Source organism: Metapseudomonas cellulosilytica, from assembly GCF_049334135.1.
Classification (GTDB): Bacteria; Pseudomonadota; Gammaproteobacteria; order Pseudomonadales; family Pseudomonadaceae; genus Metapseudomonas.
Genome location: NZ_JBHZGN010000014.1, coordinates 44165 through 58626, shown reverse-complemented (window position 1 = coordinate 58626; position 14462 = coordinate 44165). Strand labels below are relative to the sequence as shown.

Annotated in this window: 13 protein-coding genes; 9 read left to right on the top strand and 4 right to left on the bottom strand. The window is 65.6% G+C overall.

Annotation, left to right across the window (positions count from 1 at the left end; all coding sequences use genetic code 11):
• Nucleotides 1–72 precede the first annotated feature (72 nt).
• The 3 genes from ettA to gdhA all read left to right on the top strand — a co-directional run bounded on the left by ettA (nucleotide 73) and on the right by gdhA (nucleotide 4019).
• Nucleotides 73–1740 (top strand): energy-dependent translational throttle protein EttA, encoded by a 1668-nt coding sequence (gene ettA, locus ACFW0H_RS18360; RefSeq protein WP_422915297.1) that lies wholly within the window; start codon nucleotides 73–75, stop codon nucleotides 1738–1740.
• 63 nt (nucleotides 1741–1803) lie between these two features.
• The gene (locus ACFW0H_RS18355; protein WP_422915296.1) at nucleotides 1804–2334 is read left to right on the top strand and encodes a hypothetical protein; all 531 of its coding nucleotides are present in this window, start codon (nucleotides 1804–1806) and stop codon (nucleotides 2332–2334) included.
• A gap of 350 nt (nucleotides 2335–2684) precedes the next feature.
• Nucleotides 2685–4019, top strand: coding sequence for an NADP-specific glutamate dehydrogenase (gene gdhA / locus ACFW0H_RS18350; RefSeq protein WP_422915295.1), 1335 nt, complete (start codon nucleotides 2685–2687; stop codon nucleotides 4017–4019).
• A 132-nt stretch (nucleotides 4020–4151) separates the two neighbouring features.
• On the opposite strand, the gene ACFW0H_RS18345 is transcribed toward gdhA, so the two are convergent.
• From ACFW0H_RS18345 to ACFW0H_RS18330, 4 genes are all read right to left on the bottom strand, one after another.
• Entirely contained in the window at nucleotides 4152–4517 is a 366-nt protein-coding gene (locus tag ACFW0H_RS18345) for a hypothetical protein (protein ID WP_422915294.1), read from the bottom strand.
• Nucleotides 4518–4596: 79 nt separating this feature from the next.
• Nucleotides 4597–5622: an RNA 3'-terminal phosphate cyclase gene (gene rtcA, locus ACFW0H_RS18340; RefSeq protein WP_422915293.1), complete on the bottom strand. Its 1026-nt coding sequence runs from the start codon at nucleotides 5620–5622 to the stop codon at nucleotides 4597–4599.
• Between the two features lie 10 nt (nucleotides 5623–5632).
• Nucleotides 5633–6853 (bottom strand): RtcB family protein, encoded by a 1221-nt coding sequence (locus ACFW0H_RS18335; RefSeq protein ID WP_422915292.1) that lies wholly within the window; start codon nucleotides 6851–6853, stop codon nucleotides 5633–5635.
• A 282-nt stretch (nucleotides 6854–7135) separates the two neighbouring features.
• On the bottom strand, nucleotides 7136–8989 hold the full coding sequence (locus tag ACFW0H_RS18330; RefSeq protein WP_422915291.1) for an Lnb N-terminal periplasmic domain-containing protein: 1854 nt from the start codon (nucleotides 8987–8989) through the stop codon (nucleotides 7136–7138).
• A 164-nt stretch (nucleotides 8990–9153) separates the two neighbouring features.
• Between ACFW0H_RS18330 and ACFW0H_RS18325 the strand changes: the two genes are divergently transcribed.
• The 6 genes from ACFW0H_RS18325 to ACFW0H_RS18300 all read left to right on the top strand — a co-directional run bounded on the left by ACFW0H_RS18325 (nucleotide 9154) and on the right by ACFW0H_RS18300 (nucleotide 14453).
• Nucleotides 9154–9477 carry a TraR/DksA family transcriptional regulator gene (locus ACFW0H_RS18325; RefSeq protein WP_422915290.1) on the top strand — a complete coding sequence of 108 codons (324 nt, stop codon included), beginning with the start codon at nucleotides 9154–9156 and terminating at the stop codon, nucleotides 9475–9477.
• A gap of 89 nt (nucleotides 9478–9566) precedes the next feature.
• A complete protein-coding gene (locus ACFW0H_RS18320) occupies nucleotides 9567–12077 on the top strand; it encodes a Lon protease family protein (RefSeq protein ID WP_422915289.1) in 2511 nt (836 codons plus the stop codon).
• Between the two features lie 213 nt (nucleotides 12078–12290).
• Nucleotides 12291–12632: a PA4575 family protein gene (locus tag ACFW0H_RS18315; protein WP_422915288.1), complete on the top strand. Its 342-nt coding sequence runs from the start codon at nucleotides 12291–12293 to the stop codon at nucleotides 12630–12632.
• Between the two features lie 194 nt (nucleotides 12633–12826).
• Nucleotides 12827–13321, top strand: coding sequence for a TIGR00645 family protein (locus tag ACFW0H_RS18310; RefSeq protein ID WP_422915287.1), 495 nt, complete (start codon nucleotides 12827–12829; stop codon nucleotides 13319–13321).
• Nucleotides 13322–13444: 123 nt separating this feature from the next.
• Nucleotides 13445–13750 carry a DUF6482 family protein gene (locus ACFW0H_RS18305; RefSeq protein WP_422915286.1) on the top strand — a complete coding sequence of 102 codons (306 nt, stop codon included), beginning with the start codon at nucleotides 13445–13447 and terminating at the stop codon, nucleotides 13748–13750.
• Between the two features lie 85 nt (nucleotides 13751–13835).
• Nucleotides 13836–14453: an FKBP-type peptidyl-prolyl cis-trans isomerase gene (locus ACFW0H_RS18300; protein WP_422915285.1), complete on the top strand. Its 618-nt coding sequence runs from the start codon at nucleotides 13836–13838 to the stop codon at nucleotides 14451–14453.
• Nucleotides 14454–14462: the final 9 nt, after the last annotated feature.

The window sequence follows — 14462 nt, the reverse complement described above, 5'->3', positions numbered from 1 at the left end:
AAATTTCATTTTTTACCATGAATATCATAGGCTTAGCGCCATCTATTTACGGTTTTGAGTGAGGTCCTCATTTTGGCTCAATACGTCTACACCATGCACCGGGTCGGCAAGGTCGTGCCCCCGAAGCGTGAGATCCTCAAAGACATTTCCCTGTCCTTCTTCCCGGGCGCCAAGATCGGCGTGCTCGGCCTGAACGGCGCGGGCAAGTCGACCCTGCTGCGCATCATGGCCGGCGTGGATACCGAGATCGACGGTGAAGCCCGCCCGATGCCGGGCATCAAGGTCGGCTACCTGCCCCAGGAGCCCAAGCTCGACCCGGCCAAGAACGTGCGTGACATCGTCGAAGAGGCCGTGGGCGAGATCAAGCAGGCCCAGGCCCGCCTTGACGAAGTCTATGCCGCCTACGCCGAGCCGGACGCCGACTTCGACGCCCTGGCCGCCGAGCAGGCCAAGCTGGAAGCCATCCTCCAGGCCGCCGACGGCCACAACCTGGAGCGCCAGCTGGAAGTCGCCGCCGACGCCCTGCGCCTGCCGCCGTGGGACGCGAAGATCGAACACCTCTCCGGTGGCGAGAAGCGCCGCGTGGCCCTGTGCCGCCTGCTGTTGTCGGCCCCCGACATGCTGCTGCTGGACGAGCCGACCAACCACCTGGACGCCGACTCCGTGGCCTGGCTGGAGCACTTCCTCCACGACTTCCCCGGCACAGTGGTGGCCATTACCCACGACCGTTACTTCCTCGACAACGTCGCCGGCTGGATCCTCGAACTGGACCGCGGTTACGGCATCCCCTTCGAAGGCAACTACTCCGGCTGGCTGGAATCCAAGGCCAACCGCCTGGCCCAGGAAGCCAAGCAGGAAGCCTCCCACGCCAAGGCCATGAAGGCCGAACTGGAGTGGGTGCGCCAGGGCGCCAAGGCTCGTCAGTCCAAGTCCAAGGCACGTCTGCAACGCTTCGAGGAAATGCAATCGCAGGAATTCCAGAAGCGCAGCGAGACCAACGAGATCTACATCCCGGCCGGCCCGCGCCTGGGCGACAAGGTCATCGAGTTCAACAACGTCACCAAGGGCTACGGCGATCGCGTGCTGATCGACGACCTGTCCTTCAGCGTGCCCAAGGGCGCCATCGTCGGCGTGATCGGTGGCAACGGTGCCGGCAAGTCGACCCTGTTCCGCATGATCATGGGCAAGGAGCAACCGGACTCGGGCAGCATCGAGCTCGGTGAAACCGTGCAACTGGCCAGTGTCGACCAGAGCCGTGACAGCCTGGAAGGCGGCAAGACCGTCTGGCAGCAGGTTTCCGACGGTTTCGAGCAGATCAAGATCGGTAACTACGAAGTCCCGTCGCGTAGCTACGTCGGCCGCTTCAACTTCAAGGGCGCCGACCAGCAGAAGTTCGTCAAGGACCTCTCCGGCGGTGAGCGTGGTCGCCTGCACCTGGCGCTGACCCTGAAGCAGGGCGGCAACGTGCTGTTGCTCGACGAACCGTCCAACGACCTCGACGTGGAAACCCTGCGCGCCCTGGAAGAGGCGCTGCTGGATTTCCCCGGCGCCGCCATCGTGATCTCCCACGATCGCTGGTTCCTGGACCGTATCGCCACCCACATCCTGTCCTACGAGGACGACGGCAAGGTGACCTTCTTCGAAGGCAACTACACCGAGTTCGAGGCTGACCGCAAGAAGCGCCTCGGCGACGCGGCCTCCCAGCCGCACCGGGTGCGATACAAGAAGCTGGCCCAGTAAGCTTCGGGCAAGCGCTATGCGAAAACGGAGCCCTGCGGCTCCGTTTTCGTTTCAGGAGGTTCCATGAAGGGATTCAACCACTACCTGTTCTGGCTCTCGTCCCTGGCGCTGTTCGGTGTCTGCGGCCTGTACTTCTCTTTTTATCCGTCGCCCGGCTGGAAGGTCGCTTCCGTCTTCTGCGCCCTGTTGCTCGGCGGCGCGCTCTACACCTGGGTGGCCCGGCGCGAGCGCTTCAGTACCCTGTTCGGGCTGGAAACCGACGCTGCCCGCTGGCAGTTGCACCTGACCCTGGGTTCGCTCCTGGCCCTGGTGGTCTGGGGCGCCCTGCAGGTGCCGGTGGCCGCGCTCTACACCCAATGGCTGGGCGAGGACCGGGCGTTCACCGCGCGGGTGCTGGCCAAGGCGCAGGGCGGCCTGGGTTGCCAGCATCGCGTCGAACTGGTTCTGGACGAGGCGGCCATCGGCATGGGCATCTGCGTGCCGGAGGACGTCTGGCATTCCCTTCCGGACAGCGGGACCGTGATGATGCGCGGCCGGCACAGCGCGCTGGGCATCAATCCCGGCCAGGTCCTGCGGGAGCCTGCGGGGCGCTGACGATTCCCTGCGGAACCGATCAGAAAACTGTATCCAATCATGTCTTCGATGGCCTTCCTGGCCATGCGTGACCGCGCCCGATCGCAGCGCGGATTCAGGGTGAATCGGGCTTCTGGTCATTGTTGGTGCATGACTGCGATCAGTTGGTGCGTCCGCTTGTCGGCAAGAAAACGCGGCGATCGGCTGGGTTGCTTGAAAGGACTGGGGTGTCGGTCGGGTTGAGCGCTGATTTATATCGTTTGCACCAAAAAGTTTCAAAAATGCGTCATCGCGCCCTACCGAGGTGCGTCCTGGCTTGATAGAGTCACGCGCCACAATTTGTTCACAAAAGAAAAAAACTGGTGAAAATCATGACGCAATCCGTCGACGCCTTCCTGCTGCGCCTGAAGCAGCGCGACCCCGATCAGCCCGAGTTCCATCAGGCCGTCGAGGAGGTCCTGCGCAGCCTGTGGCCGTTCCTGGAAGCCAACCCGCATTACCTGGAGGCCGGCATCATCGAGCGGATCGTCGAGCCGGAACGTGCTGTCCTGTTCCGCGTGCCCTGGGTCGATGATCAGGGTCGGGTTCGCGTCAACCGTGGTTTCCGGGTGCAGATGAGCAGCGCCATCGGCCCGTACAAGGGCGGCCTGCGCTTCCATCCCTCGGTGAACCTGGGCGTGTTGAAGTTCCTCGCCTTCGAGCAGGTGTTCAAGAATTCCCTGACCTCGCTGCCCATGGGCGGCGGCAAGGGGGGGGCGGACTTCGATCCCAAGGGCAAGAGCGACGCTGAAGTCATGCGCTTCTGCCAGTCCTTCATGAGCGAGCTGTACCGTCACATCGGCGCCGACCTGGACGTCCCGGCCGGTGACATCGGCGTTGGCGCCCGCGAGATCGGTTTCCTCTTCGGCCAGTACAAGCGCCTGTCCAACGAGTTCACCTCGGTGCTCACCGGCAAGGGCCTGACCTATGGCGGCAGCCTGATCCGCCCCGAAGCCACCGGCTATGGCTGCGTCTACTTCGCCCAGGAGATGCTCAAGGGCATCGGTCGCGGCTTCGACGGCCAGCGCGTGGCGATCTCCGGCTCCGGCAACGTTGCCCAGTACGCGGCGCAGAAGGTCATGGAGCTGGGCGGCAAGGTGATTTCCCTGTCCGACTCCGAGGGGACCCTCTTCGCCGAAGCCGGCCTGACCCAGGAGCAGTGGGAAGAGCTGATGGAGCTGAAGAACGTCCGCCGTGGCCGCATCAGCGAGCTCACCGGCCCGGGCCTGCGCTTCCTCCCCGGCCAGCGTCCCTGGGCGCTTGCCTGCGATATCGCGCTGCCCTGCGCGACCCAGAACGAGCTGGATGCCGAGGACGCCCGCGCGCTGCTGGCCAACGGCTGCGTCTGCGTCGCCGAGGGCGCCAACATGCCGTCCACCCTGGCGGCTGTGGATATCTTCATCGAGGCGGGCATCCTCTTCGCGCCGGGCAAGGCGTCCAACGCCGGCGGCGTGGCCACCAGCGGCCTGGAGATGAGCCAGAACGCCATGCGTCTGCACTGGACCGCCGGCGAGGTGGACCAGCGCCTGCACGGCATCATGCAGAACATCCACCATGCCTGCGTGCACTACGGCGAAGAGAATGGCCGGGTGAACTACGTCAAGGGCGCCAATATCGCCGGCTTCGTCAAAGTGGCCGATGCCATGCTGGCGCAGGGCGTGGTGTAAGCGCGGTAGTGACCTTGTAGGGGCGAATTCATTCGCCAAGGGCGGCGCAGCTGCCCAGCGGGCTTCGAAGGGCAGACCTTCGGCCTGCTTGGCGAATGAATTCGCCCCTACAGATACTGTTGACCTTCACCATCAATCGGGATGCAACGCCCTCCCCATGGCGTTGCCCCGATTCCTCTCCCACTCATCCTCGTCCCGGTCGCGGACCCTGTCCTCGTAGTCCCGTCGCTCCTCGCTCCACACCTGTGCCTGGCACTGGCGGAAACCGTCGCCCCAGCCTTCGGCGTAGTTGGCGTCCTTGAGGTAGCGCGGCACGTCCTTGCGAAACTCGCCACTGATAACCCCGGCCGCCTGACGACCACTGTTGCAGCCGTCCGCGAAGCCGTCGGCGAAGGCCGGTGGATACCCCTGGGCGAGCAGATGGTCATGGGTGCTTTCGCAGGCCGCGAGCAGGCCGGCGCACAGTGCGATGAGCAGGGTGGTGTGACGCGACGCCATGCAGGACTCCCGCGCGCCAGGGCGCACACGCGGTGAAGGAGGATGCGGCCAGGCTAGCGCCGGCATCGTGATGAAAACGTCAAGGCGAGGAGATGAGGACGCGGTAGCCGTTTTCGGCCAGCGCCTCGCTCCGGATGCGCACCGGGAGGAAACGCTCGATCACCTGACTGTTGCTCTGCAGGTGGTCGCTCAGTCGTGGCGTGGTGAAGCCGCCGGCACCGGCCAGGGCCATGGGTAGCAGCAATTGGTCGGCCAGGTGCTCGCTCACCGCGCAGTGGCTTGCCAGCCATTCTTCGGCCTGGGCGATGGCCTGGCCGGCCACACGCTCGGCGCTGATGCCGCGCTGGCCGAAGGCGCTGAAGGTCTCGCGGACCTGTTCGCAGTCGATTTCCAGCAGCAGTACGTTTCCCGGCCCCTGATCCTGGGGGAGGAAGACCAGTTCTCGTTCGCCGTCGCTCCAGCCCAGGCGGCGCCTGACCCGTTCCAGTTCGCGTTCGCCGATATGCATCGGCAGGCCAGCGAGGAGGGCGCGTGCGCGCCGCTGGCGGATCGCGCCGGGGCGTTCCAGGTGCAGCGGTTGCCAGCGCGCCGGCCGCACCCGGGCCAGGATCTCGCCGCCGCCGGCCGGGGCGAAACCGTGCCGGAGCAGTTCCAGTTCGACCTCCGCCCCCATCCTCCGCAGCAGCGGCAGCCAGCTGTGCTGCAGGAAGTCGGCCGGCGGCGCCAGCGGGTTGTGGGTGCCGCCGGTGATCCGCACCTGGCTGTCGCCGCCGGCCATCAGCAAGGCCGGCAGCAGGGTCTGCAGTACCAGCGAACAGCTACCGGCGGTGCCGATGGCGAAGGCGTAGTGGCCGGCGCGGATCGGGCCGGGGCGGAAGCGGAGCTCGCCCGAACCCAATTCCGCGCCCTCGACCTGTGCCCCGCAGACCTCGGCGGCGGCTCGCACGGCGGTCAGGTGCTGGCGCAACAGTCCCGGTCGGCTGCGCTGGCCCCGGATGCTGTGGATGTGGAAGGGCCGGCCGCTGACCATCGACAGGCCGAGGGCGCTGCGCAGAAGCTGTCCGCCGCCCTCATTGCCGTCGAGCTGGATGAATTCCTGTTGCATGGCGCTCCGCTCAGCCTTTCACGCAGACCACCTGACGCAGGGTGTGCACCACTTCCACCAGATCGCGCTGGGCGGCCATCACCGCATCGATGTCTTTGTAGGCCATGGGGATCTCGTCGATCACGTCCTTGTCCTTGCGGCATTCCACATGGGCGGTGGCGCGAACCTGGTCTTCCACGGTGAACAGCTTCTTCGCCCGCCCCCGGCTCATGGTGCGGCCGGCGCCGTGGCTGCAGGAGCAGAACGCCTCCTCGTTGCCCAGGCCACGAACAATGAAGCTCTTCGCGCCCATGGAGCCGGGGATGATGCCCAGCTCGCCCTTCTGCGCCGACACCGCGCCCTTGCGCGTCACCAGGACTTCGCGGCCGAAGTGCCATTCCTTCTGCACGTAGTTGTGGTGACAGTTCACTGCTTCCAGGCTGGCCTCGAAGGGCTTGCCGATAGCCTTGCGGGCGGCGGCGATCACCGCCTGCATCATCAGCGCGCGGTTCTGCCGGGCGAAATCCTGGGCCCAGCCCACGGCTTCCACATAGTCATCGAAGTGCTTGCTGCCTTCTTCGAAGTAGGCCAGGTCCCGGTCCGGCAGGTTGGCCAGGTGCTGGCGCATGTCCGCCTGGGCCAGTTCGATGAACAGGGTACCGATGGCATTGCCCACCCCGCGCGAGCCGCTGTGGAGCATGAACCAGACGCGGTCGGCCTCGTCCAGGCAGACTTCGATGAAGTGGTTGCCGGTGCCCAGGGTGCCGAGGTGATGGCGGTTGTTGGTCTTCTCCAGGCGCGGATAGCGGGCCGTGATGGCGTTGAAACGCCTGGCCAGGGGACGCCAGGCCTGGTCGGCGGCTTCCGGCACGTCATCCCAGGCGCCCTGGTCGCGTCGGCCGAAGGTCTTGCCGTGGGGCACCGCGTGTTCGATGGCGCTGCGCAGGCCGCGTAGATTGTCCGGCAGGTCGGCGGCGCGCAGGGAGGTGAGGGCGGCGATCATGCCGCAGCCGATGTCCACGCCCACGGCGGCCGGAATGATCGCGCCCACGGTGGGAATCACGCTGCCGATGGTCGAGCCCTTGCCCAGGTGCACGTCGGGCATCACGGCCAGGTGCTTGAAGATGAAGGGCATCTTCGCCGTGTTGATCAGCTGCTGGCGGGCTTCGTCTTCCACCGGCACACCCTGGGTCCAGAGGTGGATGGGCTTGCCGCCGGCCACTTCCAGCAATTGCGGGCTGTTCGGTTTCATCTGCACGGCCTGATGAGGAGGGTGGATAACCATTCTGGGCCCGTTCGGGCAGGCCGGACACGCATCTTACCGGCGGAGTTCGGGCTGGGTGTACAGCCCCGTAGGATGGGCTGAGCCGTGTAGGGTGGATAGCGCTTTTCTATCCACCAGCGGGCTATTGCAAGACTCCGATGGTGGAAATCCTCAAGGGGATTTCCACCCTACGCGCTGTTCGGGCAGGCCGGGCGCGCATCTTACCGGCGGAACATCGACCGTAGGATGGGTGGAGCGAAGCGATACCCATCAATAGTGGTACCACTTCAGTTCCAGCATCACCTCGTTCACCGGCGCGGTGAGCTGGCTGAACTCCCGTTGTGCAGAGAGGCGCAGGCCGAGGTTGCGGGAGATTTCCCACTGCTGGTTGAGGGACAGGCGGCGGCGTACTTCGCCGTTGTGGAAATAGTCGCCGGAAGCTTCCAGGCTCAGGCTGCCCAGGGGGTTGTGCCAGAGCAGGCCGGTGTCGAAGCCGGCGGCGGTGGCGATGAAGGGCGCGAAGTCCTGGTTGTGCTCGACGCGGGCGGTGGCCAGGGCGAAGCCCAGGGTATCGTCGTTGAGCTGCCAGGAGCCGCCGACGCCACCGTTCAGTTGGCTGACCAGGCGTTCGTCGTCGTCTTCGCCGGGCACCCGCTCCAGGCCGCCGGCCACCTGCCAGGACCAGGGCTTGAGCAGTTCACCGCGCGGGGTCAGGGAGCGGATGGTGGCCAGGTCCAGGCGTTGCAGTTGCCAGTGGTTGTCCTCGTACTGGCGCAGCTTGAGCTGGAGGATCTCGATCTGCGCGCCCAGGGGGAAGCCGGACAGGTTGTCGTTGAGGTCGTGGTAGGCCATGCGCAGGCCGTACTCGGCGAAGGCCCGGTCCTCGCGGCTGCCCAGGCCCAGTTGCCAGGTGCGGGATTCATGGCCTTCCTCGGGCAGGTCGGGGCGTGCCACCTCGAGCTCAGGCGGCGGATTGCGGTTGATGGCCTGCAGCAGCTTGTAGCTGCGGGTGGCGTTTTCCCGGGTGCGCTCCTCGCCTGTGGTGCGGTAACGCACCAGGCGGAAGGCCGCGTCCTGGATCAGGGCCCGACGCGGGGCGGGCAGGGCGAGGAAGTCCGGGGCGTCCAGCAGCTTCTCGTCTTCGGCCAGAAGCAGTACCCACTGCTGTTCGGTGTCGTCCAGGGGCTCGGCGCGGGCCAGCAGCTCCTTCTCCCGCGAGGGGCGGTAGTCGACGGACTCCACCAGCCCGGCCTGCTTGACCGCGCGCACGGTGTCGGTGGGGATCGCAGTGATGGGGAACTGGTCGGTGAGCTCGATGCCGGGGCGGGCGATTTCCAGCAGCTCCAGCAGGCGGTAGGAGCAGTTCTCGTCGAAGAAGTAGTAGTCGAAGCGAATCTGCTTGAGCTCCCAGACGTGCTCCACCATGCGCCCGGTTTCTTCCGGGCTGAGGTTCAGGCGGTATTCCCAGAGGTCGCGGTTCTCCAGGCGGCTGTATTCCTTGAGCTTCTCGCGGTAGGGCACCAGGGCGAAGAGGCCGGGGTAGCCGCCCATCAGGCCCTTCCAGGCATAGAGGATGCTGTTGTCCGAGCCTTCGATGAAGGCGCCGAAGTTCAGCGCGTAGCTGAGCATCACCGTGTTGTTCTCGTGGATGTCCGGCTGGTCGATACGCAGCAGGGTGTGGCCGAACATGGAGGACGGGCTGTTCAGGTAGGCGGCGGGGAACACCAGCACCGTGCTGTGCGGATTGACGTCGGCGTACCAGGCCTGGAATTCGCTGCAGGCCGGTTGCGGCAGGTCGTCCAGCTGCAGTTGCTGGCGCAGCCAGCGGGTGCGCGCGGGGTAGGTACACTGCGGGTGCTTGTCGCCGAGGCTGGCCGGCGCATACAGGGCGTCGAGGGTGGCGCGCAGTTCCGCCGCCGGGTTGCTCGGCCCGTCCGCGGCGAGGAAGAAGTCGGGATCGTCCACATAGCTGCGCCAGCCGCCCAGCTTGCCGGTCTCGTAGTGGCCCAGGGCGATCCAGTAGGGATCATCGGCCAGCGCCTGGAGGCGTTCGGCGGGAAGCTGGGGGGCGGCGTGGGCGGGGATCCAGGTGCACAGAGCGAGGTACGGCAAAATCCGTTTCAAGGGCGCAGCTCTTCTTCGCGAGAGGTTCGTCGGCCGGAGCTTTGGGTAAGGCCGGGGCGGGTGTCAAGCAAGGCCAAGGCCGGTTTTCGCGCAAGTTTGCCGTGCCGGGATGCAGGCTGCGTTACAGCGTCCACACTTAGGGGGTGAACTGGGGAGATTCCAGCATGACCGCCACCGACCCTCGGGCCGCCTTAGACGCCCTGATAGCGGAATACACCGCCCGCGCCAACGCGATACGCGAAGACCTCGCGCGCAGCCATTCGCCGGACTTCGCCGAACAGGCGATCCAGCGTGAGAACGACGAGGTCCTGGAGGCCATCCTCGCCGAGACCGAGGCGGCGCTGCGCCGGGTGGGGCTGGCCAAGCTGCGCCTGGCCGACGGCAGCTACGGCTATTGCCAGCGCTGCGGCGAGCCCATAGAGCCGGCGCGCCTCAAAGTGCTTCCTGCCGCCGAATACTGTCTGGGCTGCGCCGACCTGGCGCGTTGATCCGAGCCTGCCGCAATGCCTTGCCAGTCATGTCGGGGCAGCGCCAGAATGCGGCCATTGCTTTCTTGCCGAGCCATTAAGGACACTCGATGCCTGACTCCTTCGCTGCCAGCCTGCGACTGGCGCCCGATGCGCTGACCCGTCCCTTCGAGCCCCATCAGTTCAATTTCACGACCACCGACGATCTGGAGCCCTTTCGTGGCGTACTCGGCCAGGAACGTGCGGTGGAGGCCCTGCAGTTCGGCGTGGCCATGCCGCGTCCCGGCTACAACGTCTATGTGATGGGCGAACCGGGCACCGGCCGCTTCTCCTTCGTGCAGCGCTACCTCAAGGCCGAGGGCAAGCGCGTGGTGACGCCGGCCGACTGGGTCTATGTCAATAATTTCGACGAGCCCCGCGAGCCTCGTGCCCTGCAGCTTCCGGCGGGCGAGGCGAGCGACTTCATCAGTGACATCGAGCACTTGGTAGACAACCTGCTGGCGACCTTCCCGGCGGTATTCGAAACGCCGACCTTCCAGCAGAAGAAGAGCGCCATCGATCGCGCCTTCAACCAGCGCTACGACCGGGCCCTGGACGTCATCGAGCGCGTGGCCCTGGAGAAGGATGTCGCCCTCTACCGCGACAGCGCGAACATCGCCTTCACCCCCATGAAGGACGGCAAGGCGCTGGACGAAGCGGACTTCTCCCAGTTGCCGGAAGCCGAGCGCGAGCGTTTCCACGAGGATATCGCGGCCCTGGAGGAACGCCTCAACGAGGAGCTGTCCAGCCTGCCGCAGTGGAAGCGCGAGTCCAGCAATCAGCTGCGCCAGTTGAACGAGGACACCATCACCCAGGCCCTGCAGCCGCTGCTGTCGCCGCTGTCCGCGAAATATGCGGAGAACGCCGGCGTGGTGGCCTATCTGCAGGCGATGCAGTGCAACCTGCTGAAGACGGTGGTGGACCAGTTGCTCGATGAGAAACCGGACGCCCAGCGCCGCGAGCTGCTGGAAGAGCAGTACTGCCCGAGCCTGGTGGTGGGCCATCACGCCAGCGGCGGCGCGCCGGTGGTGTTCGAAACCCACCCGACCTACGACAACCTGTTCGGACGCATCGAATACGGCACCGACCAGGGCGCCCTCTACACCAGCTATCGCCAGCTGCGCCCCGGTGCGCTGCACCGCGCCAACGGCGGCTTCCTGGTGCTGGAAGCGGAAAAACTGCTGAGCGAGCCCTTCGTCTGGGACGCCCTGAAGCGCGCCCTGCATGCGCGCCAGCTGAAGATGGAGTCCCCCCTCGCAGAGTTGGGGCGCCTGGCCACCGTGACCCTGACGCCGCAGGTGATCCCGCTGCAGGTGAAGGTGGTGATCATCGGCTCTCGCCAGCTCTACTACACGCTGCAGGACCTGGACCCGGACTTCCAGGAGATGTTCCGGGTGCTGGTGGACTTCGACGAAGAGATCGCCCTGTCGGACGACAGCCTGGAGCAGTTCGCCCAGTTGCTGAAGACCCGCACCTCGGAAGAGGGCATGGCGCCGCTCACCGCCGCTGCCGTTGCCGGCCTGGCGACCTACAGCGCGCGCCTGGCCGAGCACCAGGGACGCTTGTCGGCGCGCATCGGCGACCTGTTCCAACTGGTAAGCGAGGCCGACTTCGTTCGTCAGCTGGCGGGCGAGGCGGTGACCGACGCCGACCATATCGACCGAGCCCTCAAGGCCAAGGCGACCCGCACCGGCCGGGTCTCGGCGCGTATCCTCGACGACATGCTGGCCGGCATCATCCTGATCGACACCGCCGGTGCCGCCGTGGGCAAGTGCAACGGCCTCACCGTGCTGGAAGTGGGCGACTCGGCCTTTGGCGTGCCGGCGCGGATTTCCGCCACCGTCTACCCAGGCAGTTCCGGCATCGTCGACATCGAGCGCGAGGTCAACCTTGGCCAACCCATCCACTCCAAGGGCGTGATGATCCTCACCGGCTACCTCGGCAGCCGCTATGCCCAGGAGTTCCCTCTGGAGATCTCCGCGAGCATCGCGCTGGAGCAGTCCTACGGCTATGTGGACGGTGACAGCGCCTCCCTCGGCGAGGCCTGCACCCTGATTTCCGCCCTGTCGCGCACGCCGCTCAAGCAATGCTTCGCCATCACCGGCTCGATCAACCAGTTCGGCGAGGTGCAGGCGGTGGGCGGGGTCAACGAGAAGATCGAAGGCTTCTTCCGCCTCTGCGAAGCCCGCGGGCTGACCGGTGAGCAGGGGGTGATCATTCCCCACGCCAACGTCACCAACCTGATGCTCGGCGAGCGTGTGCTGGAGGCGGTGCGCAAGGGCCGTTTCCACGTCTACGCGGTGCGCCAGGCCGACGAGGCCCTGAGCCTGCTGGTAGGCGAGCCGGCCGGCGTGCCTGACGACAAGGGCCAGTTCCCGGAGGGCAGCGTCAACGCCCGCGTGGTGGCGCGCCTGCGGGAAATCGCCGAGATGGGGTTGGAGGAAGAGGAGAAGGCCGCACCCGCCCAGGAGGTCGTCGACGCCGTGTCCAAGGCCGCCGCGCCGCCCAAGCCGGCCCGCAAGGGGCCGAAGAAGGAGCCCGGCAAGGTGCCGGCTGTGGACAAGAGCCAGGGCCCGTCCTGATCGACGTCCCGACCTGCCATGCCGGGAGTGGTTCCCGGTGTGGCTGGTCAGTCAGTGAGCGGTGGGATGCGATCCCCGTGCAGAGGCCGTCCCGCCACCTTTCCCTCATCCTGTTCACAGGGTTATCCACAATCGGCGTGGATAAGCTTCGCGCTTTCGCAGGTCCAAACTCGGGTGTAGGCTGAAAAACAGGCCCCTGCGAGGAAAGCCGCCATGACGCGCAACCTCTGCCTTACCCGCCAATGCCTGGGACTGGTGACACGGATCGAGTGCGTGATCCGTCCACTGGCGGGAGAGAACGGACTCTGGACCTTGCTCTGCGCAGCGGGAATGTCGGGGGAACAGCCCTCGGCGATCAAAGCCCAGGGCCCGTTCCATGGGCCTCTCGTGGCTGAGTCGGTGCTCGCTGCGATTGCCGAGTGCCTGGCTGAGCAGGGCTATACCGAAGCCCACGACCCGCCGATCTGGCGCCTGCACCTGCAGGGCGAGTTGCGGCGACTCAATGGCACCCGTTGTCGCAACCTGGGCGACTACCAGTTCCGTCCGGAAAGCTGAAGCGCCGTTAGCCGGCCAGCTTTTGAGCAGCTGCCGCCAGGCAGCGGGGGAAGGGCGGTGTGCCGGACGTTCCAGTGCTCATGCACAGACTTATCCACAGTGTTTGGGGATATTTCATCGGGGGTTGCCATTATTTTTCTGTAGGAAACTCATCGATATACTCGCGGCCGTTTTTTTACTGACTGCGAGAAGCCATGGAACGCTTTCTAGAAAACTCGATGTACACCGCACGCTGGCTGCTGGCTCCCATCTACCTCGGGCTGTCCCTGGCCCTGCTGGCGCTGACCCTGAAGTTCTTCCAGGAGATCGTGCACATCCTGCCCCATATCTTCGAGAAGACCGAGGCGGACCTGATCCTGGTGCTGCTCTCGCTGATCGATATGTCGCTGGTGGGCGGCCTGCTGGTGATGGTGATGATCTCCGGCTACGAGAACTTCGTTTCTCAGCTGGATATCGACGAAGACAAGGAGAAGCTCAGCTGGCTGGGCAAGATGGACTCCGGCTCGCTGAAGATGAAGGTGGCCGCCTCCATCGTGGCGATTTCCTCCATCCACCTGCTGCGGATCTTCATGGACGCGCAGAACATCGATAACGGCAAGATCATGTGGTACGTGATCCTGCACATGACCTTCGTCATCTCGGCCTTCGCCATGGGCTACCTGGACAAGATGACCAAGCACGACCACTGATCGTCGCTTCGCCGTCGTCTGCACCGCCCGCCCGCCGAAAAGCGGACGGGCGGTTGTGTTTCGGGCGCCCACATCCGGTGTCGTGCATTAGATTTGAGGTGTACAGCGCTTGAGGGCGACGCCATGAAACTGCACGACCTCACCAGCCATGCCCGTGCCGGGCACGTCGAAGAAATCAACCTGATCTCCCTCGAGGGGGGCATCTACCTGCTGGAAGCCCGAATCGACGGTCATTCCCACGCCCTGGATGATGGTCGTGGTCATGCCACCCACTTCCGCTCGGTGGAGCACGCCCGGGAGGTACTGCACGATTTTCCTGAACTGCCTTTCCACCTGGTGCACGACGTGGTGCATGACGAGATGTGCGGGATGGAAAAGGACAGCCAGGACACCGTGCGCGTCCCGATCTCGACCCGCGTTTCCCACTAGCGCGGCGTCACTGAGCGGAGCTCACGCCGGGGAGGGGAAGCTGTGCTAGTCTGGCCGGCCTTTTTCCCCTGAGCGGAGTTCCGCCATGTCCCAACTCGATCTTTCCACCGACGAAACCCGCGTCAGCTACGGCATTGGCCGTCAGCTCGGCGACCAGATCCGTGACAATCCTCCGCCCGGCGTGAGCCTGGATGCCGTGCTCGCCGGCCTCAGCGATGCCTTCCAGGGCCTGGAAAGCCGCGTCGATGGCGCTGCGCTGTCCGCCAGCTTCCGCGTGATCCGCGAGCGCATGCAGGCCGAGGCCCAGGTCAAGGCCGAAGCCGCCGCAGGTGCCGGTCGCGCCTACCTGGAAGAGAACGCCAAGCGTGACGGCGTGACCGTCCTGCCGTCCGGCCTGCAGTACGAAGTGCTGGCCGCGGGCGAGGGCGCCAAGCCGTCGGCCGAAGACACCGTGCGCACCCACTACCACGGCACCCTGATCGACGGCACGGTGTTCGACAGTTCCTACGATCGCGGCCAGCCGGCCGAATTCCCGGTGGGCGGCGTGATCGCCGGCTGGGTCGAGGCCCTGCAGCTGATGAATACCGGCAGCAAGTGGCGCCTGCACGTGCCGAGCGAGCTGGCCTATGGCGGCCAGGCCGTTGGCAGCATCCCGCCGCACAGCGTGCTGGTGTTTGACGTGGAGCTCCTGGATATCCTCTGATCCAGGTCG